This is a genomic window from Lysinibacillus phoenicis, from assembly GCF_047238325.1.
Classification (GTDB): Bacteria; Bacillota; Bacilli; order Bacillales_A; family Planococcaceae; genus Lysinibacillus; species Lysinibacillus irui.
Genome location: NZ_JBDFMP010000002.1, coordinates 2593690 through 2617318 on the forward strand (window position 1 = coordinate 2593690; position 23629 = coordinate 2617318).

The 23629-nt window shown below is 37.6% G+C and carries 25 protein-coding genes; 7 read left to right on the forward strand and 18 right to left on the reverse strand.

Annotated features, from left to right (window positions below; all coding sequences use genetic code 11):
* Positions 1 to 3 precede the first annotated feature (3 nt).
* Positions 4 to 618, reverse strand: a complete 615-nt coding sequence (locus ABC382_RS14330) for a PH domain-containing protein (protein ID WP_274795246.1) — start codon at positions 616 to 618, stop codon at positions 4 to 6.
* A 200-nt stretch (positions 619 to 818) separates the two neighbouring features.
* Between ABC382_RS14330 and ABC382_RS14335 the strand changes: the two genes are divergently transcribed.
* Together ABC382_RS14335 and ABC382_RS14340 are read left to right on the forward strand one after the other, a co-directional pair.
* Complete coding sequence (locus ABC382_RS14335; RefSeq protein ID WP_274795245.1) at positions 819 to 1541, forward strand: response regulator transcription factor; 723 nt, start codon at positions 819 to 821, stop codon at positions 1539 to 1541.
* Positions 1538 to 2944, forward strand: coding sequence for a sensor histidine kinase (locus ABC382_RS14340; protein WP_412926952.1), 1407 nt, complete (start codon positions 1538 to 1540; stop codon positions 2942 to 2944). Before ABC382_RS14335 ends, ABC382_RS14340 begins: the two co-directional genes overlap by 4 nt.
* A 44-nt stretch (positions 2945 to 2988) precedes the next feature.
* On the opposite strand, the gene ABC382_RS14345 is transcribed toward ABC382_RS14340, so the two are convergent.
* From ABC382_RS14345 to ABC382_RS14375, 7 genes are all read right to left on the reverse strand, one after another.
* Entirely contained in the window at positions 2989 to 3348 is a 360-nt protein-coding gene (locus tag ABC382_RS14345) for a YxeA family protein (protein WP_274795243.1), read from the reverse strand.
* 1 nt (position 3349) lies between these two features.
* The gene (locus ABC382_RS14350) at positions 3350 to 5218 is read right to left on the reverse strand and encodes an ABC transporter permease (RefSeq protein WP_274795242.1); all 1869 of its coding nucleotides are present in this window, start codon (positions 5216 to 5218) and stop codon (positions 3350 to 3352) included.
* Positions 5205 to 5972 (reverse strand): ABC transporter ATP-binding protein, encoded by a 768-nt coding sequence (locus ABC382_RS14355; protein ID WP_274795241.1) that lies wholly within the window; start codon positions 5970 to 5972, stop codon positions 5205 to 5207. Before ABC382_RS14355 ends, ABC382_RS14350 begins: the two co-directional genes overlap by 14 nt.
* A 212-nt stretch (positions 5973 to 6184) precedes the next feature.
* Positions 6185 to 6661, reverse strand: a complete 477-nt coding sequence (locus tag ABC382_RS14360; RefSeq protein WP_412926953.1) for a glutathione peroxidase — start codon at positions 6659 to 6661, stop codon at positions 6185 to 6187.
* A gap of 14 nt (positions 6662 to 6675) precedes the next feature.
* Positions 6676 to 8010: an FAD-dependent oxidoreductase gene (locus tag ABC382_RS14365; RefSeq protein WP_274795239.1), complete on the reverse strand. Its 1335-nt coding sequence runs from the start codon at positions 8008 to 8010 to the stop codon at positions 6676 to 6678.
* A 13-nt stretch (positions 8011 to 8023) separates the two neighbouring features.
* Positions 8024 to 9169 (reverse strand): VanZ family protein, encoded by a 1146-nt coding sequence (locus ABC382_RS14370; RefSeq protein WP_312507205.1) that lies wholly within the window; start codon positions 9167 to 9169, stop codon positions 8024 to 8026.
* A gap of 157 nt (positions 9170 to 9326) precedes the next feature.
* Positions 9327 to 9614, reverse strand: coding sequence for a DUF6509 family protein (locus ABC382_RS14375; RefSeq protein ID WP_274795236.1), 288 nt, complete (start codon positions 9612 to 9614; stop codon positions 9327 to 9329).
* A gap of 155 nt (positions 9615 to 9769) precedes the next feature.
* On the opposite strand from ABC382_RS14375, the gene ABC382_RS14380 reads away from it, so the two are divergent.
* On the forward strand, positions 9770 to 10960 hold the full coding sequence (locus ABC382_RS14380) for an alanyl-tRNA editing protein (RefSeq protein WP_274795235.1): 1191 nt from the start codon (positions 9770 to 9772) through the stop codon (positions 10958 to 10960).
* 36 nt (positions 10961 to 10996) lie between these two features.
* On the opposite strand, the gene ABC382_RS14385 is transcribed toward ABC382_RS14380, so the two are convergent.
* Entirely contained in the window at positions 10997 to 13006 is a 2010-nt protein-coding gene (locus tag ABC382_RS14385) for a methyl-accepting chemotaxis protein (protein WP_412926954.1), read from the reverse strand.
* Between the two features lie 313 nt (positions 13007 to 13319).
* Between ABC382_RS14385 and ABC382_RS14390 the strand changes: the two genes are divergently transcribed.
* From ABC382_RS14390 to tatC, 4 genes are read left to right on the forward strand one after another with little or no spacing between them, the layout of a single operon-like run.
* Positions 13320 to 14069 (forward strand): gluconate 2-dehydrogenase subunit 3 family protein, encoded by a 750-nt coding sequence (locus tag ABC382_RS14390; RefSeq protein WP_274795232.1) that lies wholly within the window; start codon positions 13320 to 13322, stop codon positions 14067 to 14069.
* 12 nt (positions 14070 to 14081) lie between these two features.
* Positions 14082 to 15794: a GMC family oxidoreductase gene (locus ABC382_RS14395; RefSeq protein ID WP_274795231.1), complete on the forward strand. Its 1713-nt coding sequence runs from the start codon at positions 14082 to 14084 to the stop codon at positions 15792 to 15794.
* A 28-nt stretch (positions 15795 to 15822) separates the two neighbouring features.
* Complete coding sequence (gene tatA / locus ABC382_RS14400) at positions 15823 to 16026, forward strand: twin-arginine translocase TatA/TatE family subunit (protein WP_036122204.1); 204 nt, start codon at positions 15823 to 15825, stop codon at positions 16024 to 16026.
* An 11-nt stretch (positions 16027 to 16037) separates the two neighbouring features.
* Positions 16038 to 16886, forward strand: coding sequence for a twin-arginine translocase subunit TatC (gene tatC / locus ABC382_RS14405; protein WP_312507203.1), 849 nt, complete (start codon positions 16038 to 16040; stop codon positions 16884 to 16886).
* A gap of 14 nt (positions 16887 to 16900) precedes the next feature.
* On the opposite strand, the gene ABC382_RS14410 is transcribed toward tatC, so the two are convergent.
* The 9 genes from ABC382_RS14410 to ABC382_RS14450 all read right to left on the reverse strand — a co-directional run bounded on the left by ABC382_RS14410 (position 16901) and on the right by ABC382_RS14450 (position 23626).
* A complete protein-coding gene (locus ABC382_RS14410; protein WP_322612086.1) occupies positions 16901 to 17716 on the reverse strand; it encodes a metallophosphoesterase in 816 nt (271 codons plus the stop codon).
* 305 nt (positions 17717 to 18021) lie between these two features.
* On the reverse strand, positions 18022 to 18744 hold the full coding sequence (locus ABC382_RS14415) for an amino acid ABC transporter ATP-binding protein (protein WP_274795228.1): 723 nt from the start codon (positions 18742 to 18744) through the stop codon (positions 18022 to 18024).
* Positions 18737 to 19396 (reverse strand): amino acid ABC transporter permease, encoded by a 660-nt coding sequence (locus ABC382_RS14420; protein ID WP_036125759.1) that lies wholly within the window; start codon positions 19394 to 19396, stop codon positions 18737 to 18739. Before ABC382_RS14420 ends, ABC382_RS14415 begins: the two co-directional genes overlap by 8 nt.
* Positions 19397 to 19568: 172 nt before the next feature.
* On the reverse strand, positions 19569 to 20363 hold the full coding sequence (locus ABC382_RS14425; RefSeq protein ID WP_312507201.1) for a transporter substrate-binding domain-containing protein: 795 nt from the start codon (positions 20361 to 20363) through the stop codon (positions 19569 to 19571).
* Positions 20364 to 20686: 323 nt separating this feature from the next.
* Complete coding sequence (locus ABC382_RS14430) at positions 20687 to 21046, reverse strand: Na+/H+ antiporter subunit G (protein WP_274795227.1); 360 nt, start codon at positions 21044 to 21046, stop codon at positions 20687 to 20689.
* Positions 21024 to 21308: a Na(+)/H(+) antiporter subunit F1 gene (locus tag ABC382_RS14435; RefSeq protein WP_274795226.1), complete on the reverse strand. Its 285-nt coding sequence runs from the start codon at positions 21306 to 21308 to the stop codon at positions 21024 to 21026. The genes ABC382_RS14430 and ABC382_RS14435 overlap by 23 nt, the downstream gene beginning before the upstream one ends.
* Positions 21308 to 21790, reverse strand: coding sequence for a Na+/H+ antiporter subunit E (locus tag ABC382_RS14440; RefSeq protein WP_274795225.1), 483 nt, complete (start codon positions 21788 to 21790; stop codon positions 21308 to 21310). The genes ABC382_RS14435 and ABC382_RS14440 overlap by 1 nt, the downstream gene beginning before the upstream one ends.
* Positions 21790 to 23295: a Na+/H+ antiporter subunit D gene (locus tag ABC382_RS14445; protein WP_274795224.1), complete on the reverse strand. Its 1506-nt coding sequence runs from the start codon at positions 23293 to 23295 to the stop codon at positions 21790 to 21792. Before ABC382_RS14445 ends, ABC382_RS14440 begins: the two co-directional genes overlap by 1 nt.
* Complete coding sequence (locus tag ABC382_RS14450; protein WP_274795223.1) at positions 23288 to 23626, reverse strand: Na(+)/H(+) antiporter subunit C; 339 nt, start codon at positions 23624 to 23626, stop codon at positions 23288 to 23290. The genes ABC382_RS14445 and ABC382_RS14450 overlap by 8 nt, the downstream gene beginning before the upstream one ends.
* Positions 23627 to 23629 lie beyond the last annotated feature (3 nt).

Genomic DNA, 23629 nt, shown 5'->3' on the forward strand with positions numbered 1-23629 from the left:
GATTTAATTATTCATATATAAATCAAAAATATGTGAGAAGTCTTCTTTTTTATATTTATCTTTATGTTCAATCATCCATTTGTTCGCAAAGCTTGTAATTTCTTTGAATGACGACGCTGGAGATATATTGTCATTGCCAATTCGACCAAGTGATGATGATGCAATGTTAAGGCTTTTTTCTGCTACCTCTAATTTATAGGCATTGTGCTTCTGCTCGTAGCTAATGGCATGTAGTGCTTTATACAAATCTTTAATGTCATCAATAAAGCGTTTGTGGATGTCGATGGAAAGTGGAGAATTGCCGATTGTAAACTTAATTTCGACATCAAGGTCTATTGTTCCTGCTGTTTCGAGAAAAACATCTGTAATGGAATACATAGAATAGTCATAGCGTCGTAGTAATCGCTTCTTACTCATAGCGCTTTCGCCATCTACATGAATAATGGCACGATTTGTAAAGCAATACTCATCTGCCTTCGTTTTAATTAGAAAATAAATTTTCTCATCAATTTCATGTAGGATAAAATCATCCGCATCCGTTTTATCATAATCCTCTTTTGGTACAACTACCCCAATATCTGAAAGTCCAAGTGCATCCGCTGCTATTTTTTTAAACATTGTCATTCCCCCTAAATAGTAATACTCTTTTTACGCTTTAGAATGTGTAAAGGTTTCATTCCTCCCTCTCAACTCATTATAAGGGAATGCCAGCTAGGTCAAATTTTACAAAAACAATGCTTCATTTCCTCTTTCTTGTACATTTCATTTATAATGATTGTCAGAAAAGATTCTTTTAAATTGAAAGGTCGTGTGAATAAGTGCAAGAACCAACCATATTAGTCGTGGACGATGAGGCTGATTTAGCTAATCTTCTAAAACGTAGTCTAGAAAAAGAGGGCTATAAACAAATTTATACAGCTGGCTCCATTCACGAGGCTTGGACAAGTTTCCAACAAACAAATCCAGATATAGTCCTGCTAGATGTCATGCTACCAGATGGTGAGGGCTACGATTTATGTCGACGAATCCGAGAGGTGTCCCATGTGCCTGTGCTATTCATGTCTGCTAAAAATGAGGAAATAGATAAAATTTTAGGACTAGCCATTGGTGGCGACGATTATATTACGAAGCCTTTTAGTCCAAAGGAAGTTGCTTATCGTGTAAAGGCACAATTACGTAGAGCCGGCTATCAACTACTGGATACCACTCCGAGCATTGCCGAAAAAGCACTAAAGGTTGGACCATTCCAGCTAAACGCTGATGAAACGGAAGTGCATAAGGATGGGGTTTTATTGGAGTTAACAGCTAAGGAAATTGGTTTAATGGCCTGCTTTATGCATAATCCTAATCGAATTTTAAGTAAGGAAACATTGTTTGAACGTGTTTGGGGAGAGGATTTTTTCGGCTCTGATAATACGGTCATGGTGCATATACGACGTCTACGTGAGAAAATTGAGCAGGATGCCTCTAAACCTCTTTACATCACAACAGTAAAGGGACTTGGCTATAAATTTGTCATACCAAAAGAGGCGCAAGGATGAAGTGGAAATTAACAGCGCGCTTTCTCCTTTCCGTACTATCTATTGTCATTATTGTTATTTTCGTCAATACAGCCATTTTCGTAGGACTCCTTACTTATCGATTGTCAAATGATTATGATGGTCCATCTGCAACTAAAGAGGAAGACTTTGTACGGGATTTCCAACAATATATTGAGATAAAGAATGGGTCAGCGACAATCAATAAAGAAGGGCTTGAACAGTTGCATCAGCGGAATGCTTGGATTCAATTGCTTGATGTAAATGGTCAAGTTATTGATGCACACTTTACACCAGAAAAGGCACCTTCACACTATGCACCTATTGACTTAATCCAGGTTTATAAATATAAAGAATTTGAAGCTGATACGACTGTTTTTATTGGCGTCAAGGATGAGGTTAGTTATCTCATTGGTATTAGGAGTGATGTTTCGCGGTTAGTCATGCATGTTTCCGGCACATCATTTTTACAGTTTATTGGTAAATTCGGACTTTTCATTGTTATTGCCGACTTGTTAGTAGCTACATTAGTTGGCTGGCTTTTTGGTCGTACGTTAACGAAGCCTCTATATGCAATGATAGAACGCATTCACCATTTAAAAAACCATGAACATCAGACTGCTACAACTCCTGGTGGTGTATATAAACCAGTTTTTGAAAATTTAAATGAAGTATCACGAGAATTGGCAGCCCATGAACAGGAAAGAAAACGATTAGAGATTATGCGGGAGGAATGGATTAGTAATGTCTCACACGATATGAAAACACCGCTTGCTTCTATTCGTGGTTATGCAGAGCTATTGAACGATGATCAATTAGCTTATAGTGAGCAAACAGAATACGCCAAAATTATTGAAAAACAATCATTGCATATGCAAGATCTACTCGATGATTTGAACTTGACGATGCGCTTAAGACATCAACAGCTACCACTTTCATTAAGAAAAGTTAATATGGTGCCATTTATTCGTGAGATTGTTATTGATACTTTAAATACAACACAATTTGAGCTTGCCAATATCGAGTTTAATGCGGCTTCTGAGAACAGTTACCATCAAATCGACGAGCATTTTATGCGTAGAGCGATCATGAACTTTTTACACAACGCTCTCCTTCACAATACTCCAGATGTAGCTGTCCAAGTGTTGGTTGATGGGAATTCTATTACAATTTCTGATAACGGCAAGGGAATCCCTGCAGAGGATTTAGAACATATTTTTGAACGCTATTACCGAGGTACAAATACAGAAAAAACAACGGGTACCGGCTTAGGCACAGCCATTGCTAGGGATATTATTGAGGCCCATGGAGGCACTGTTACCATTACGTCTGAAGAAGGAAAAGGAACCAGTGTTAACATTTATCTACAAAGTGAAAATCGCATAAGTCAAAACGAGAAATTTTAACGCTAAAGGGGTGTCTCAAAAAATCTTTGAGACACCCCTTTTTTCTACTTCATTTGGTCCTGCACCTTAGCAGGTAACTCATGGAATTTCACCTCATCATATGAAGTAACTTCCGTTTCTTTTTTTACATAAAGCTTTAAATACGCATCCTGACGTAAGTTTTTTTGAGCTGAAAATTTGAATGTTTTTTCTTCTCCGTTTTTATTGAATGCAGGTAGCTCGTACCAATATGTTTGATAGATTTGACCGCTATCTGCCTTATACTCCTCTACCTCGCCATCAGCTGTGATATGCACATAGTACGTGTCTTTATTTAAACGGTTAAAGTCTACAGTCATTAATACGACTAACCCTGCTACGAATAAGATAAACAAAGCACCTATTCCGAGAAATACTTTTTTCATATTAATTCCCCTGTCTTACAATTTTATAGAACGAACGTACGGTAAAAATATAATAAATAAAGTAAATAGCTGAGTATGCAATCATCCACAGTATTACTGGCTTTGTAATGTTCATACCAAATAATTGTGAAAATGCAAGTAATGCAAACGAACTATGCACAATACCGACAATCAGTGGTGCACTAAAGATTACAGCTACTTGACCTGCTACTGTCTTTAAGATTTGCTTACTATTCACACCGATTTTATTTAAAATGGCATATTTCGCCTGATCTTCTTCAGCTTCCGTTAAAATTTTGAAATAAATAATACTACCTGTTGCCGCTAGGAACACTAAGCCTAGAAAGCTTCCTACAAACAATAGTGCACCTACTGTCGCTATACTGTCCTCATAACTTTGTGGAACGCTAGAGAAAGATTCTTGCTGTTCAGAGGATAACTGCTTGTAAATGTCTTTGGATATGGTCTGTTGTTTTAAATCATTGTCTAATCCAATAACCTGAATCGTCACCTCTTCAGCATTTGTAGCAGTAAATTCCTGATCATTCACAACGAGTACTGTGCCTGCAGATGTAAAGTTTAAAACACTTTCTGTGTACATTTTATCTACATGGAAGGAATCTCCGTTTTCAAGTTTAAAGTCTTCGTTAGTAAAATCATGTGAAAATCGCTCATCATAGGCTGCATCAAGTAACACAGTAGAACCATCTGCAACGTGCAGTTCTTGATTCTTACCTTGTAATTTAGCTAAACGATTATAATCAGATTCCTTAAGTAATGTATATTCGAAAAATGAGAATTCATTATCCACACGTAGATTTTTCACTGACAGCGATTCATTATACAAAACCTCTTGCTGCGGTAATTCAACTGCATCGCCCTTCCACATAAACGTATTCGGAAGCATCTGGCGTACACTTGCTTCTGCATTGTAATACATACCGAAGACCCCACCACCAGCTGTAATGGTTGTTGCGCTTAAAATAGCAATAATCGACAACGACTTTGCGTTTGCTCGGATACGATACAATAGTTGGGAAACACCGATTAAATTTAACCCTTTCCATGACCATGATGTTGCTTTTTTTAAAGCGGTTAGCACAAAGACACTCACACTATGGAATAGAAGATATGTCCCGGCAATCGTAACACCGATGACCATTAATGGCGTACCTAAAATAGTAAAGAATCGCCAAATTTTACTTGTAAACAAATCAGAAGCAGCTGTATAATAGCCAAATGCAATGAGCGCTGTGCCCAGTAAGGCAGCTACTAATGATGCACGCGGGATTTGCTCTCCCTGTTTTTCAGCATGAAATAAATCAATTAACTTAAATTGATAAATAACACGATAACCTTGTAAAGATGTGAATAAAAACAGTAGTGTAAAAATGCATGTCGTATTAATTAGTGCTTCCATCGAAAATGTCAGGCTACCTACCACTTCATAGCCCATTAAGCGCACTAAAATCATTAATAGCCCTTGTGACATAAAGAATCCAAGAACAATACCAAGTACTAAAGAAACAAGCCCTATAACTAAATTCTCAAAAAAGAGCATTAAGCCAATTTTTTGCTTCCGAACACCTAGTAACGAGTAGAGGGCAACTTCCTTTTTCCGCTTCTTCATAAAAAATGAATTGGAATATGCCATAAAAATAACTATAAAGAACAGCAGTACTACTGATGACGCACTCATCAATCCTTTAATCTGTTGTGACGATTGTTTTAACGCTGAAAGATCATCATTATATTTCAGCGTCACAAATGTAAAGTAAATAACAATACTAAATACCATCGAGGCAATATATAAAAAGTAATTCGATAAATTGCGCTGAATGTTTTTACGCGCTAAACTAAATAACGTCATTTACTCCACCCCCGATGCTAGATAGCACCTGCAAGATCTCTTGGAAAAATTGCTTCCTTGTTAGAGTCCCACGATGAATTTCCTTAGAAAGCTGCCCATCCTGAATAAAGAGTATGCGTTGACAGAAGCTAGCTGCGAATGCATCATGGGTAACCATCATAATCGTTGCGGCTTGAGATTGATTTAAATCACTTAAACTTTCAAGTAAATCAGTAGCAGATTTTGAATCAAGTGCTCCTGTAGGCTCATCAGCAAAAATTATTTTTGGCTCTGTCACTAATGCACGCGATGAGGCTGTACGCTGTTTTTGTCCACCCGATATTTGATAAGGATATTTATCAAGCAAATCACTAATTCCAAACAAACCTGCAATACGGTCAACCCTTGCGCTAATGGCCTTTGTTGGCATCTTTGCAATAGCCAGTGGTAAAACTATGTTTTCTCGTACTGTTAAAGAATCAAGTAAGTTATAATCTTGGAAGATAAATCCTAAGTTATCACGACGAAAATCTGCTAATTCAGCGTCCTTCATACGTGCTAAATTGGTATCCCCAATAATAATTTCACCATTTGTTGGCGTATCAATCGTTGCTAATACATTCAAAAGCGTAGATTTCCCAGCCCCTGAAGGACCCATTACTCCAACAAACTCTCCTTTTTCTACTTCAAATGATATATTCGATAGCGCTGTAAAAGTATTTGCGCCTTTGCCGTAAGTTTTTCCAACGTTTTGTACCTTTAATAATGGCGTCATATACGCTCACCTCTTCTTTCTGACTTTAGTATACGACCCCAAACTTACAAGAAATTTGTCACAAGCTTACAACAACCTTAAATCATTAGCTTTATAAATTACTACCAATGTAAATTATCTAGAATTCTATCCACACATCCACGAAGGTCCCCTTTTCCTCAATCAAAATAAAAAAAGGATTCATACACAAACTGTGCATGAACCCTGTTCATCTATTGCTGTAAAACCTTTTGAATATCATCCTCAAAGCTACCTGGCTTATCTGCCGGTGCGTAGCGTCCAACAACCTTACCATGACGATTTACGAGGAATTTTGTAAAGTTCCATTTAACATTACTACCTAAAAATCCTTTGGAATGGGAAGTCAGATAATCGAATATAGGATGGGCTTCTTTACCGTTCACCTTGACAATCTCGTGCATCGGGAACGTCACACCATACGTCAGTCGACATTGAGAAGCCGCCTCCTCAGCAGTCGCTAGCTCTTGTTTAAATTGGTTCGATGGGAAACCAAGGACTACAAGACCTTGCTCCTGATATTTCTCATAGAGACCTTCTAATTCTTCAAATTGCGGTGTAAAGCCACATTTAGAAGCTGTGTTGACAATAAGCATAGGCTTTCCTTTATAACGTTCTAGGCTATAGATAGTACCATCCTCTAAAGTTACGTTAATATCATAAATGTCCATCTTTCTACCTCCCATTATAAACGTCCATTCATTCTTGCCACCTGCTGTAAAGGATCCCATACACCGTTGAAAGGCGGTGCATAGGCTAAGTCTAAATCAAGCAAATCTGGTAATGTCATTTTACTATACAATGCTGTAGCAAAAACATCGATACGCTTATCAATTCCTGCTGGCCCTACTATTTGCGCTCCCAATAGCAGCTGATCTCGTTTTCGCACAATAACTTTTATATACATGCGCTGCGCACCTGGATAATAGCCTGCGATATGTCGAGCAGATAATTTATATGCCTCGTAGTCGAAGCCAAGCTCTTTAGCCGTGCGCTCATTAATACCTGTTGTAGCAATTGTTAAATTGAAAAACTTTAAGATCGAAGTTCCTACAATTCCTCTAAATGGCGCACATTTGCCTGACATATTAAGTCCAGCTAAACGCCCTTGCTTATTAGCAGTTGTTCCTAATGGTACATAGTCTAAACGCTCTTTGACAATATTAAAATGGGTTGCACAATCTCCTGCAGCATAAATATTTTCTATAGAGGTTTCTAAATGACGATTTACAATAATTGCTCCATTTTTGGCTAGTGCTATCCCAGTACCCTGTAAAAATTGTGTATTTGGTTTAATGCCTGAAGCGACAATAACTAAATCTGTCTCTAAAACGCCGTTATCTGTAATGACACGTTCAACACGTTTATTCCCTTCGAATGCTTCCACACTTATATTTAATAATAGCTCCACACCATTCTTTTTTGCTTCTTCATGAACATGTTGGGCAAGCTCTTCATCTAAAGTGCGTGCTACATGGCTTCCACGTTGAACTAGTTTTACCTTTTTACCGCAGGCATGTAGTGTTTCTGCCATTTCTAACCCAATATAGCCACCACCGATAATAGTTACCTGTTGAATAGCAGGCGTTAAATCAGCCATTAAGTCTTCTAATTGTGGAATCGTTTTTACTGTGTGGATACCCTCTAAATCAGACCCCTTTTTCACTGGCATAACTGGACTTGCCCCTGTTGCAATCAGAAGCTTATCATAAGGAATTTCAAATGCTTCACCACTTGCTTGTGTACCTGTAATAATTTTCTTCTCTACATCTACATTTTCTACCTCATAGCCCACTCTTGCATCAATGCCATACTTATCACGGAAAGTCTCGACATCTCTTGCAATTAAACGATTAGTTGAAGAAATACGACCATCTACAACATAGGGCAAACCACATTGCCCATACGAATAAATAAAGCCACGCTCTAAAGTGGTAATTTCTGCCCCCGGTACATTACGATAGATTTCCATTGCTGCAGACATACCTGCAGCATCTCCCCCGATGATGACGTATTTCATTCTACAAGCCCCCTTATTTTTTCCTTGTTGCCATTAAATCTGCGTATTGATCGATATATAAACGTCGTTTTCCACCACTTACAATGACGCGTAGTACATGGATGGCTATAATCATTGTTAGTATAAAACCTGCTGTTGCTGCAAAGAGAGAAATGATAATTTGCAGAACATAAAATGGTGAATCGATATTTAATTGAATACCACCAATCGTTGTAATGGCCTCAAATAGACAAGCCGAAGCAATAATGGCAACACAGCGACGCCACGATTGCCTTACAATACTTTTTCCATTCTTATTAACCATTGTAAAACGCATTACCTTCATACCGAGTGTTGCACCATCTAGCATGCTTGGCATCACACCAAAAAGTAACATGTACAGCGTTATTTTTACTAAAAACTCAAAAGTTCCATTATATCCTGTCAGAGCACCAATCATGAGCCAAATCATTTGTGCAATGCATAAATCAATAACGAGTGCCAGCAAAATAGAAATAGGTTTAACAATATCTCTTTTTTCCATTTCAGCCGCTTTAGCCTCAACTTCTTCATGAGAAGGGAATAATGCCCATACAATTGGTGCTAAAAAGAACCCCAGTAACGCGCCTACACTGTTTAGTAATAAATCATCAACATCAAAGAGACGGTAGGCACAATTAAAAATGCCATAAATACCTGTTCTTTGAGTGATCTCATAAAACAATGTTAGCAAAAAGCTAATGATAAATGCACGTTTCCAGTACCTTCTTTCTTTAAGAAAATATCGTAAGTATACGCCAAATGGCATCAGTAATAAAAAATTAAAGAAAGCTTGATAAAATGCCTGCTGTTTTGTGATTGCAAGCCATGTAGACGGATTTGTCACGACAACTCCACTGTCCTTTAAAATATCTTCAACAAATTGGAATAATCGTAAATTGGAATGAATGGTATCTGCAGGCTGCAGTGAGCATGTATCTCTTGTAGATGGAAATGGTAGTAATACTAAACATAGTGCGGATAAAAAGTAAAAGATAAATGACAACATAATAATAGTTTTAGACATCGATAAGTAACCATATTTGCGATACGTATAAATTAGCCATGGAATGAAAAGTACAAATGATAAAATAATAGTAATAAAAAATGCTATGAAAATGGATTCTGTGTAAGTTGACATATAAGCACCTCGCTATTTAAGTTGCCCGATTTCCTGAACGCTAAAACTAAGTTTAGACATCTAATACAACATATATATTTCAGCAAGCTTACATAATCCTTAACTCCAGAAAAAAACAGGTAAAGAATATTACTCTCTACCTGTCCCTGCAATATTTTTATGCTTTTGCCATTTCTTCCTTACAGAATGTTAAAATTTCCTCTAGCTCTTCATCCTCTAATGCGAAATCTAAATATTCACCCTCTGCTTTTTCCATGATGAAATAGTTTAAAATAAATGGCTCCTCGCCCTTCTCACCAATCAGTACACGAATTTCTATACCCGCTTCGTGATATAGCTCATCATCCTCATCGATTTCTACATCTAAAATAAATTCGTAACGCTTACCTTCAATAATATTTGTTGGGTCTAAAATTTCTTCCATTGAGAATTGTGTAATTTCCATTATGCTAGCTCCTTTATCTTTAGCTGTTCCTTTCTATATTAAATCAATTTCAGCATGGGTCAACTAGAAAAGCCGTATACACCTGTAAGTAATTATGCCACAATAAAATGGAAATAATTTAGAGACTAAAATATCTACATAAAGGAGGCTTTTTCTTGAAAGAGCTATTATATTACCAAGACGTTATGTTACGTGAGTTTGAAGCTACGATTGTCAGTAAGGGGACTGATGAAGTTGGTCGTCATTATGTTGTGCTATCTAATACTGCATTCTATCCAACAGGTGGTGGACAACCTCATGACACAGGTACATTGGATGCTATTGAGGTCTTAGATGTCGAGAAAATTAACGATGAGATTCGTCATTATATTCAAGGTGACCCGTCGACTTTAGACGGTGTCGTCCATGGCAAATTAAATTGGGCTAGACGATTTGATCATATGCAACAGCATGCTGGTCAACATATTTTAACAGCTGCATTTGTTGAACTTTTCAATGCACAGACTGTAAGTTTTCACCTAGGAAGTGAGCATGTCACGATAGATATTGCTACCGATACACTAACAGAACAACAGTTAGCAGCAGCGGAAGCAAGAGCAAATGATATCATTTTAGAAAACCGTCCAATTCAAACGACTTGGATTACAGAAAATGAGCTTGCCAACTATAATCTTCGCAAAGAAGTCGCTGTGACAGGAGATATTCGGCTTGTAATCATCCCTGATTTTGACTATAACGGCTGTGGTGGAACACATCCTGTATCTACTGGGCAAGTTACTGCCATTAAAATTCTTGGCACCGAGAAAATGAAGGGCAATGTACGCGTCTCTTTTGTTTGTGGACAACGTGTCTTATCCGAGCTTGCTATGCGTAAAGAGGTTTTAGCTGATGTAGCTCGTCAATTAAGTGTACCAGAGGTCGAAGCTGCTACAGCACTTTCTAAAATTCTAGTCTCTCAAAAAAATACTGAAAAAGCACTTGCTGCCGCAAAAGAGGAATTACTAGCGTACGAAGTAAAAGCACTTGTTGCTGGGAACGAGGATGTAGTTGCAGCAGCCTTTAACCAACGAACAATGCAGGAATTGCAAAAAATAGCTCGTATTATTGTCATCGATAATCCAGATGTTACGGCCCTTCTTGCTTCAGAAAATGAAGGCAAATTGCAGTTCGTAGCAGCAAAAGGGAAAAATGTTGCAAAAAGCATGAAAGTCATTGCCGAAAAAGTACTACCACTTATTAATGGTAAGGGTGGCGGAAGTGACCAAATGGTACAAGGCGGTGGAGAATGTACAATTTCTAAAGAAGAGCTACTAGAAGTATTGCAAAACGCTGAATCCCACTATTAAAAAGTGGAGCTGTCACCAGCGACAGCTCCTACTTCTTTAATATTTAAATTTTTGAATGGCTCCATATAAACGTTTTGCCATTTCTGATAACTTCTCGGTTTGATTATTCATCGTTGTGACTGTTTTTATCTGTTCCGTTGTGGAAGCTGTTACCTCATGCACATAGTCACTAGCCGCATGTGCTGTAGCTGCCATTTCTTCCATAGAGGCTGAAACTTCTTCAGTATTTGCAGACATTTGTTCAGCTGAAGCATTCATTTCTTCAATTTGGCCTGCTATTTCTCCAACTGCTCGTATCATTTCCTCGAAGCGATTTCCTACTGCCTCGATTGAAGCTAATCCACGTTCCACGTTATGTTCACCAGATTCTGCAGCCTTTACTACTTCTAATGTGTAGGATTGAACTCGTTGAATTAACACATTAATTTTAGTAGCAGATTCTGCTGTTTGCTCTGATAGCTTACGAACTTCATCGGCAACAACAGCAAAACCTTTACCAGCCTCTCCTGCACGAGCAGCCTCAATAGAAGCATTTAGTGCCAATAAATTGGTTTGATCAGAAATATCGGTAATCATTTTAGAAATTAAGCTAATTTCCTCTGACTCCTTTTCTAGTTTGTGAATAATGGTTAGCTCAGCTGTCGTACCTTGCTGAATCTCACTCATACGACAAATAGATTGCTGCACTGCATCGTTACTTTCACTAATTTTCTGGGAAATAAATTCTGTATTAGAAGCAATTGTTGAAGCAACTTCCGCAACATTTTGTATGCCAAGCGCCATTTGTTCCATAGCTGAGGCACTTTCTTCTGCCATAGAGGTTTGACTCTGTGCCCCTCTGTCTACTTCACTAATTGCACCAGCTATTTGCTCAGAATGTTTTGTGACTGCAATTACATCTCCCATTAAATCACATGAGGCATCGTTCACTGCGGTCGCTTCATGGCTCACTTTCGCTATCATTTCTCGCATATTATCAGTCATGCGATTTAATGCACGTGACATTGTCCCCATTTCATCAATTCGTTTCAAATATTTCTCAGGAATCTCTTGTGTAAAGTCACCTTCTGATAAGCCTTCACTTATACGCAGCACGTGACGGAGTGGTCTACTGACAGAACGCGAAATAGCAAAAGAAATGAAAAGGCCCAGTATCGAAACAATAATGGTTGTGACAATAAAGTTCGTCTTTAGCTTAGATAGTCCTGTAAACATCTCGTTTTCTAAAGCAATAACTCCCATTTTCCAACCGTTATTAAGCGTATGGAAGCCCATTAAGCTTGTTCCTGTATCTTCTGTTTTAAACGAAAAGTAGCCGCTTTTATTAGCAATCATTTCTTTTGCAGCTAATGCTCTGCCTGTCATGACACCCGTTTCCTCGGCTTCTTCGATGGGATTGTTCTGCTCCTTCACATAGGTATGATTATTATGACCAATGATAGTCCCTTTGGCATCGAGCATAAATGCATATCCATTGTCTCCAACTTTAATGCCCTCTACAATATTGGATAAATAATAGCCATCAATACGAGCTAATAATAAAGCTTGCTCGCCTGTGACAGTATTAATTGGTGAAACGATTAAAATGACTGGTTCACCCGTTACACGGCTAATTGTTATTTCAGACATAACTGACTTACCTGTAAAGCCTTCTTTTACATAATCACGATCACCTAATTCTGCGGTTGTATCATCTAAATAATGGGCAACCCCATCTGCTTTAATAATGCCAAATCCTAAATAATTTTCATTATTAGCAAGACGCTTTGACAAATATTGTTTTTGTTTTGCAAAGTCCATACTACGAACTGCCTCTTGCTCAGCAATTGCCTCAACTTCTACCAATGTTAGCTGGAAGTGTTCTTCTATGTATTTTGAAACATCCTCTGCTCTGGATACCAAATTGGATTCCACTTGTTCATTCATTGCCTTCGTACTATTTATCCAGGTGGATAGACCAAGCGTACCACATGTTACAAACACAAGCGCTATGATCGCAACGACTAATTTACCTCCAATACCTTTTATCCACATTCCTTTTATCACACTACTTCCACTTTTAGCTATACTATTTCGCTTATTTATAACTACAGAGTAAAGTCACCAAAAGTAGAAGTCAACAAAAGTTTTCCATTTTGATTAATAAATGTATAATAATACCATTTATACTATTGGTATAGTGCTAACCATTTTCTACAAATTTTCAACTTATAGGACAAAACTCGCTTTAGAAAGACAGAATATATTGCGCTGTTGGATGAAATTAAAACTTTTTCCAACAAAAATTGATTATAATCCACATTTTTTGCTGATTATTAAAGATAGAATCAGTTTAAAACATTTTGAGGGGAGGATTTCCATGAGTTCAGACAAAAACAATGTTTCGCGTCGAGACTTTTTGAAAACAACAGGTATTGCTGCTGGTACATTAGTCGGTGGTGGATTAATAGGAGGGCTAGTAGGTTACAACATCCATGGTAAAGGAACTTCTACTCTGGAGCATGGTGGGCATGGAACAACAAATGAGGCTACTGGTTCACCAAAGGCTAAGATGTTTTTTAGAAATGAAAGAGATTTTAGTATCTTATCAAATGCTACAGAACGCATCTTCCCAGAAGATGATTTAGGGCCAGGTGCTATAGGCTTGGATGTTCCCTATTTTATCGATCATCAACTTGCAGGTAATTATGGAAGTAACTCTAAAGAGTATATGCAAGGGCCATTTGACGTAGGTGCCCCTACACAAGGTTATCAAAGTCGCCTAACAAGAGCAGAGATTTTTAGACAGGGCATTCAAACGATGGAGGATGAAGCTCAAAAGCGATATAAAAAAAGCTTTAATGATTTAGATGGAAAACAAATGGATGAAATTTTAACAGCCTTTCAAAAGGGTGACATAGAAATGGTCGGAGTTACATCTGCATTCTTCTTTACACTCTTACGCGCGGCTACTTTAGAGGGTGCCTATTCCGATCCAATGTATGGAGGAAATCGTAATATGGATGGCTGGCGTATGAAGGGCTTCCCTGGCCACCAAATGGCTTATATTACACAAATAGAAGATACAAAGTTCCAAAAAATTGAGCCTAATCCATTAGGCAACCATTAAGGGGGTTAGAATATGGCTAAAACATTGCCGAGTGTAGACGTTGTAACAGTTGGTGTAGGTTGGACAGGTGGTATCGTTGCTGCTGAATGTGCCAAAGCTGGCCTAAAGGTGGTCGGTTTAGAGCGCGGACAAAAGCGTGGTACCGAAGATTATTTAAATGTTCATGATGAATACCGCTATGCCATACGATATGATTTAATGCAAAATTTATCCAAAGAGACGGTAAGCTTCCGTAATGATCGTAATATGAAGGCTTTGCCAATGCGCCAGCTAGGCTCCTTTTTACTTGGAGAAGGCCTTGGTGGATCAAGTACCCATTGGAATGGAATGACTTTCCGTTTCTTACCCTATGATTTTCAAATCAAAACGCTAACAGATAAACGTTATGGGCCAAACAAACTCGGTCCGGATTACCTCATTCAAGATTGGGGTTTAACATATGATCAGCTTGAACCTTATATGGATAAGTTTGAAAAAACCGCTGGTATTTCAGGGGATGACAAAAACACATTTAGTGGTAAACGTTCAAATCCTTATCCAACAGGTCCTATGAAAAAAACACCTATGCTTACGCAATTTGAAAAAGCTGCAAAAAACTTAAAGCTAACACCTTATATGGTGCCATCCGCCAACTTATCAGAGGTTTATAAAAATCCTGATGGTGAAACAATCAATGCTTGTCAATATTGTGGTTTTTGCGAACGCTTTGGTTGCGAATATGGTGCCAAATCTTCTGCAGAAGTTACGGTTGTTCCTACCGCTTTAAAGACAGGTAATTTTGATTTACGCTACAACTCGAATGTTGTCGAAATCTTAAAGCAAGGCAATAAGGCTACTGGTGTAAGATATATCGATACCGTGTCTGGAGAAGAATTCATTCAGCCCGCTAATGCTGTTGTCTTAACTAGTTATGTCTTTAATAATGCCAAGCTATTAATGGTCTCTAACATTGGAGAAAGATACGATCCTACTACTGGCAAAGGTACACTTGGTAGAAACTATTGCTATCAAATTTTACCTGGTGCTGCTGGATTCTTTGATGAACAATACAATACGTTTATGGGAGCAGGTTCTTTAGGTGTGTGTCTAGATGACTACAATGGGGATAATTTTGATCATAGTGATTTAGATTTTATTCATGGAGGAAATCTTGCCCTTACTCAGACAGGTGCCCGTCCAATTGGCTCAAATCCGACACCACCAGATACACCTACTTGGGGACCAGAATTTAAAAAGCAATCTATTTATTACTATACACGCTCCTTCGGGATTGGTGCACAGGGAGCATCTATGCCACATAAAGAAAATTATCTATCTCTGGATCCAACCTACAAGGATGCTTATGGCTTACCGTTAGTACAATTGACATACAACTTTACAGATCAGGATCGTGCGCTTCATAAATATATTTCTGCACGTGCAGCTGACATTATGAAAGAAATGGGCGCTAAAACGATTGTTCCAAATGCTGAAATTAAGGATTACAATATCGTACCTTACCAAACAACGCATAACACGGGTGGAACAGTGATGAGTTTAACTCCAGAACAAGGCGTCGTGAATAATTATCTACAACACTGGGATGTTGATAATCTTTTCGCAGTGAGTGCTGGTAACTTTGCACATAATAGTGGGTACAATCCAACAGGCACATTAGGAGCACTTGCATACCGCTGTGCGGAAGGGGTTATAAAATATAGTCAATCTGGCGGTTCTTTAGTGTAAATACCTTAATTTAAAGGAGGCAAGACTTATGGGAGGTCTTGGAGCAATTGGAGTACCTGGATTAATCATTATTTTGGTCATTGTGTTAATTGTATTTGGTCCAAAAAAATTGCCCGAAATTGGTGGAGCAGTTGGTAAAACGTTTGCAGAATTTAAAAAGTCCACTAAGGGGCTTATAGACGATGATGATGATTCAGTGAAAAAGGTCGAAAAAAAATCTGATGCTTCGTAGGAGGGTTTCCTATGGATCCATATGAAGATGGAAAAAGAAAATATTTAAGCCCTCTCGATAAACCAAAAACTGAGCCTCCCCCACCAGTGGAGGCTTTAGTTGAAATGCCAACGGTAGTAGTTGAGGAGCAGGAGCATGTAGCAGATGAACCACTTATACCTGTTAATTCCCTATTTGAACATCTTTCTGAGCTACGTAAGCAAATTATAAAAGGTTTAACTGTTTTTATTTTATTTTTTATTGTGGTTTTCTCTACTATCAATATTTGGTTTCCCTTTGTAACTCGAGGCCATTCTCTCATTATATTAGGACCCCTTGAGGTCGTTAAATTTTATATGACTATTTCAACTACTTTAGCATTTGGTCTTTCTATGCCTTTTCTCGTTCATTTTTTGTGGAGTTTTATAAAACCAGGGTTAAAGGAAGAGGAAAGTCGCTTTCTAGGTCTCTATGCACCAATTATGCTAGTCCTTTTCTTATTAGGAATAGCTTTCGGTTACTTTGTTGTAAACCCGCTAAGTTACTCGTTTTTAGTGAGCATAGGAGCAACTAATTTCGATGTCATGGTATCAGCGAGTGAATATATGCATTTTTTAATCATGACCACAGTACCACTTGGCTTATTATTTGAGTTACCGATTGTCGCCCTTTTCTTATCAGCCATTGGTGTACTAACTGCTGAATCCATGAAAAAAATAAGAGGTTGGTCTTACATCGCAATGGGCGTAGGTTCTGCTGTTATCACGCCACCTGATTTCATTAGTCAGCTCCTTGTGTTAATACCGATGATTATTTTGTATGAAATAAGCATATACCTTGTCAAACGTATAGAACGTAAACAAATTGAAAGCACTGCGTAAATTGAACGCAGTGCTTATTTTTTCTTTAAATCCATCACAATAATTTCTGGAAGATTCAAAATGCGATAGGGTACAGAGCTATTGCCTAATCCACGGCTAACTACCATCTTAGTGGATGCAGCTTCGTAGACACCAGCCGTATATTTTGGAAACAGCCCCTGACCTGGTGCAACTAGACCACCAAGCCCAGGAATACGAACTTGCCCACCATGCGCATGTCCCGAAAAGACTAAATCTATGTGATAATTTACATACGTATGAAATACTTCTGGTCGATGCGCTAGTAACAGCTTAAACATGTCATCTGGTAAATAAGCTGTTGCAATGTCCAGCATGTCTTCTGTTGGTCTACCCATTAACGGATCCTCAATTCCAACAATCGCCAAACGCTCCCCGTCGCGCTCTAAAACAGTCGATTCATTGGCCATTATATGTACCCCTAACGATGACAGCGCCTCATAAATTTCATTCACCTTATTCGTCGCTACTTCATGATTTCCCAGTACATAATAAACATCCGTTATTGCAACTAGTCCTTTCACTGCCTGAAGGCTTTGTTCTAAATCATAGCGATTGCTATCAATAACATCACCCGTAATAAAAATATAGTCAGGATTCGTAGCCTTAACCTTAGCAATCAAATTTTTTTGGTTGTCGCCAAAGAGGGCATCGTGTAAATCTGATACTTGTACTATGCGTAGCCCATCAAAGCTAGCAGGCACTTTTTCCGATTCGAACACATGCTTACTTACAACGAGCCAGTGATTGTTTACGTACAAAAAAATGACTATAAAAACGACAAAGAAAATACCATATAATAATTTTTTCAATCGCAATCGCTCACTTTGTGGCTACTTTTTTCAGAAAAAAACTCTGACTTCTCTATTATAAGCAAAAAACAGAGTGATTGTAAGTATATGCACCGAAATTACAAAGAATGCATTGGGATAAGCTATCCTACCGAAAGTGAGAGAAGATCTTCAATACTAATTCACTAGATTATAAGCATAGTTTTTTAAAATATAGTCTCTATAATCCTTTCCTATTTGTAGGAACAGAAATTTTCCCTATTCCTGTTAATAAAAAAACACATTTAGCACTCGATTAGGTAGGAGAGCTAAATGCGTTTCGTTATTTATAAAACCTTCTCTAAAAAATCCTTCGCACGCTGTGTTGATGGGGCTGTGAAAAACTGTTCGGGTGATGCGTCCTCAATAAGCTTGCCGCCATCAAGGAAGAGAATACGATCAGCAACCTCACGAGCAAAGCCCATTTCATGCGTCACAATGAGCATGGTCATACCAGTATCTGCAAGACTTTTCATAACATCCAATACCTCTTTAACCATTTCTGGGTCAAGCGCTGATGTAGGCTCATCAAATAATATGACTTTAGGGTCCATCGCTAGTGCACGTGCAATAGCAACACGTTGCTTTTGTCCCCCAGATAAGCGATTTGGATATTCGTGACGCTTCTCAAAAAGACCAACTTTTTTTAGTAACTCCTCAGCCATTTTCACTGCTGCAGCCTTGTCCATTCCTTTAACATTGATTGGAGCATACGTTAAATTTTCGAGCACTGTTTTATGAGGGAAAAGATGAAAATGCTGAAATACCATCCCTACTTCTTCCCGTATTTTCATAATATTTGTCCCTTTATCTGTAAGGACATCACCTGCAATCGTTACCTTTCCACTTGTAGGAGTTTCCAACAAGTTTAAGCAGCGAAGAAAGGTCGATTTACCTGATCCAGAAGGTCCAATAATCGCAATTACTTCTTTTTCCTTAATTTCAGTTGAAATACCTTTTAATACTTCATTCTGTCCATACGATTTGTGTAAATCCTCAATTTTAATCACTTTTTCTCATTCCTTTCTCAATTCGTTTACCAAGGAACGTTAAAACAAGCGTCATGAGATAATAGATGACCCCTGCAAAAAGTAATGGCTCAAGATAACGGTATGTTGAACCCCCTACAATATAGGCGCGACGCATAATATCTAATGCACTAATAACTGTTACAACAGCTGTTTCTTTATTTAATGTAATAAATTCATTCACTAAAGATGGTAAAATATTTTTTACTGCTTGTGGAATAATAATATCCTTCATCATTTTTGCATATGGAATACCAAGAGCTTGTGCTGCTTCCATTTGCCCTTTATCCACTGCATTAATACCGGCACGGATAATTTCCGAAATATAAGCACCCGAGTTTAGACCAAACGCAATAATGGCTGTTGGTATAGGTTCAATTTGAATATCTAATAATTGTGGTACTGCATAATAAATAATTAATAATTGTAATACAAGTGGTGTACCACGGAAAATCGACGTATAGAAATCTGCAAACCAACGTAAAACATTGACCTTTCCAATTTTACATAATGCTAAAAGTATACCTACAATAAAACCGATGATGGATGCACCGATTGCAATTTGAAGTGTAACACCTATCCCTTTTAAAATATAAGGAATAGAGGGAACAATCGCCGTAAAATCTAAATTCACAGCGCTCCCTCCTTTCTTTTTCAACTTAATACAGCTTTTATTTTTTGCACCGAATGCACAATCTCACGTACAGAAACTTCATAAATAAATCTAGACGAGGTTATGCCGAGGCGGAATTGATAAAAAGAAAAGCACAAGCGATAGCCCAAATAGGAGCTATCGCATGCTTTAATTATTCAACTTTTTCTAACCATTTTTCTTCTAGCTCTTGAATTTTGCCTTCATCAGCTAGTTCTTTTAATGCTTTATTAATTTTATCTTTTAAATCGCTTCCTTTTGGAACCGCGATCGCTTTGAAATCTTCTGGTTGTTCTTCTACAGGAAAGGCTTCTAATTGATCATTTGTTTTTAAATAACCTTTCGCAACGCCACCCTCTAAAATACCTGCGTCTAAGCGTTTAGACATCATATCTTGAATAATCTCAGGAATACGTGTACGTCCTTCTACTGATACATCTACTTTTTTCGCGATTTCATTACCTAAATTTTCTTGAATAGATGCTGTTTGGACACCAATTTTTTTACCAGCCAAATCAGCCTCTTTTTTAATACCGCTATCCTTTTTAACAATGATTACTTGCTCTGTTTCATTGTATTTATCAGAGAAATCAACCACTTTTTCACGTTCTGGGTTCGGCGTCATACCAGAAATAACGACATCAATTTTTCCTGCCTGTAGCGCTGGTACTAAACTATTGAAGTCCATATCTTGCACTTGCATATCAACGCCTATTTTTTCGCCAACTAACTTGATTAAATCAATATCAAAGCCAATAATTTCTTCGCCTTTCGCTGCGTCCACATATTCAAATGGTGCATAGTCAGCTGATGTACCAACTTTTAATACTTGCTTGTCCTCTGTATTATTATTTGATCCTGCATTGCTAGCATTATTATCTTTACTGCCACATGCTGCAAGTACACCTATTACAAGTACAAGCATTAACAAGAATAACTTGTTCTTCATCATTTATACTCTCCTTTTATTTATAATTTATTGTGTATGAGAATACATTTCTCGAAAATAGTCGATTGGATATTTATTCATGTTAAAGAATAAAAAATCTATCTGCTAATTAAGATATACTCTTTTGAAATAATAATCAAGACAAACTAAAAAAAATTTAGTGAAATATTATATACATAATTTTCAGACAAGTCAATTTATTTATTTTTCATAAAGGCTTTACTATACTATTTTCCGAAAGCTCGAATATTATCCATCGTTCGGTAAGTAAAAAATTAAAATTTCGAGTTAATAAAAAAGACCCCCATATGGAGGTCCAGCGCTTATTTTTCTTCTTTAAATAGCTTAGCTTTTAGCTTATCCTCTCCAGAGCCTTCTGCTAATGGAACGCGAGAACGGTAGGCGGCCCGACAAATTAAATGTCCTGCGACGGGAGCTGTCACAAAGACGAATAGAATACCTAAAATTAAACGTACACTGACAAAGCCATCATGCACCCAAAAGTAAATAAATGCACCTAATAGGCATGTTAATACTGATAACGTGGAGCTTTTGGTAGCAGCATGTGATCGTGTATAGACATCTGGTAAGCGAATCATACCAAATGCACTAATCATACTCACAATTGAACCTATAAGAATAAGGATGACTGCTGCCCACTCAATCATTTGATTTACGTTCAACAATCACACCTCTTTCTATATATTTTGTAAAGGCAATTGTTCCAATAAACGCTAATATACCTAAAATAAGAATAGCTTCTAGATATGCCTTTGTTTTTAAAATTATTGATACGATGGCAATGGCTGATAATAGATTTACGCCAATTGTATCAAGAGCTATAGCTCGATCAGGCATTGATGGACCACGAATAACACGGTACAGCGATAATGCAATGGAGATACTAAAGAAAGCCAGTGCTAAAAGTAAAATATTATCAATCATTAACGTGTCACCTCCATTATTGCTTGTTCAAATTTCCCAATAGAGCGTATGACAGCATCTTTGGACTGTTCAATATCCATGGCATGAATATAAAAAACATCCCCCTCTTCTGATACTTCCATAACGACAGAACCTGGTGTTAGTGTAAGCAATAATGCAAGTGCAGTAATTTCCCAATCACCCTTTAATACTGTTTTATAAGTGAAAATACCAGGTGTAATAGTAAGCTTTGGCGTTGTAATTTGTCTTAATACGCTATAGCTTGATAAAAATAGCTCCCAATTAAAAAGCCATAATAACTTTATAATGGAAAATACTCGTCGCAAGTAAAATTGGGTGCCATAAAAACGGTGCATAGCATATAAAATACCCACTCCTACGATAAAGCCCATTAAAAATGTCGAAAATTGGGGTGTCACTTCATCCTGTAAGAGTAACCAAAGTGTTGCAATAAATAAATTCAATATAAACTGCATTGCCATTATTTATTCACCTCACCTTGCCATAGTTCCCCATCTAATACTGCATCAATATAAATGGAAGGCGTATAAAGTGTTTCTGCCGCATCCGTTACAAAAGGAGCCAATTTCTCTGCTCCAATTCCTAAGCCAATTGTACAAGCAGCCAGTAATGTTATAGGTAGCAAAATTCGCTTGGGTAATGGCTTTTCATCTTCCAAGCTAATAATGGTTTCTCCAAAAAAGGAGGAGAGGAATATTCGCAGCAGTGAATACAAAACAATTAAACTAGAGAAAAATCCTAGACCTAATAGAACAAAATGGCCTCCTTCTATTGCTCCTTGTCCGATTAAAACTTTCCCTAAAAAGCCACTTAAAGGGGGTATACCTGCTAATGAGCACATGGCGATGAAGAACATCCATCCAAAAAAGGGATAATTCCGGATAAGCCCACTCATTTTATCTATGACCGTTTCCCCCGTAACATAAATCATCATGCCCACCGCTAAAAAAAGCATTGCCTTAGCAACCATATCATGCATTAAATAATAGATAACACCTTGTAAAGCAGACTCTGTACCAATCGCTAAACCAGTGACTATAAATCCAACTCCAATGAGCACATTGTATGAAGCAATCGTTCTAACATCGCGCCCTGATAGAGCACCGATACAACCTGCTACGATCGTTATCCCTGCCATTATACCAAGAGCCATGTGTGTCACTTCAGTGTTATTAGGGAAAAGCAATGTAAACGTCCGCACAAGTGCATATATCCCAACCTTTGTTAATAATGCCGCAAATAAAGCCGCTATGGCAGTTGGTGGTACACTATAGGAGCCAGGCAACCAGAAGAATAATAAAAGTCCAGCCTTCAAGCTAAAGACGATTAAGAATATTAGCGCCACTGTTGTAATGAGAGGATTCGCTCCTGCCTCCATGACACGAACAGAAATATGGGCCATATTTAAAGTACCAACTGTACCATATAGAAAGGCTAAAGCTACTAAGAAAATCCAAGAAGCAACAATATTAATTAACACATATTTTAATGCTTCTCGTAGTTGAATTTTTTCGCCACCTAGACTGATCAATGCATAAGAAGCGAGCAACATTACTTCAAAGCATACAAATAAGTTAAAAATATCCCCTGTTAAAAATGAACCATTAACCCCTGCAACCATAAGCAGAGTAAATGGATAAAAATACATCTTTTCATATCCAAGCTCCATTGTAAAAATTGCATATAGCATACAAATAACAGCTACAAGATTGGCCACTAATACTAATAATATTGCAAAAGAATCTGCAACAAACGATATACCAAAAGGTGGTGCCCAACCACTAAAATCAATTCGCATCACACCTTGCTCTTGAATCTCTAGTAATAAAATGATGCTAATAATAACGATAAAGCTTAAAGTCAGTAAACTAATGATGCGTTGTAAAATAACATGCTCTTTTAAAAATACCAGTAAAATGGCAGTAATTACCGGTACAATTAATGGTAAAACAATCATATTACTCATCCGGCGTACCTCTCATTTCATCAAAATTACCTGATCCATTTGTTTTGTACGCTCGATAGCCTAAAACGAGAACAAAAGCTGTAACAGCAAAGCTAATAACAATGGCTGTTAAAATTAATGCCTGTGGTAATGCATCTGTATAAGGACCCTCTGATTCCCCTAATAACGGTACATCCCCTTTTTTAAGACCTCCCATTGTCAGAATCAGTAAGTGGGCAGCATGAGATAAAACAGCTGTTCCTAAAATTACACGCAATAACTGCTTAGAGAGGATTAAGTACGTCGCAACAGCTACTAATATACCGACTAAAACAAGTATTAAAGATTCCATTGG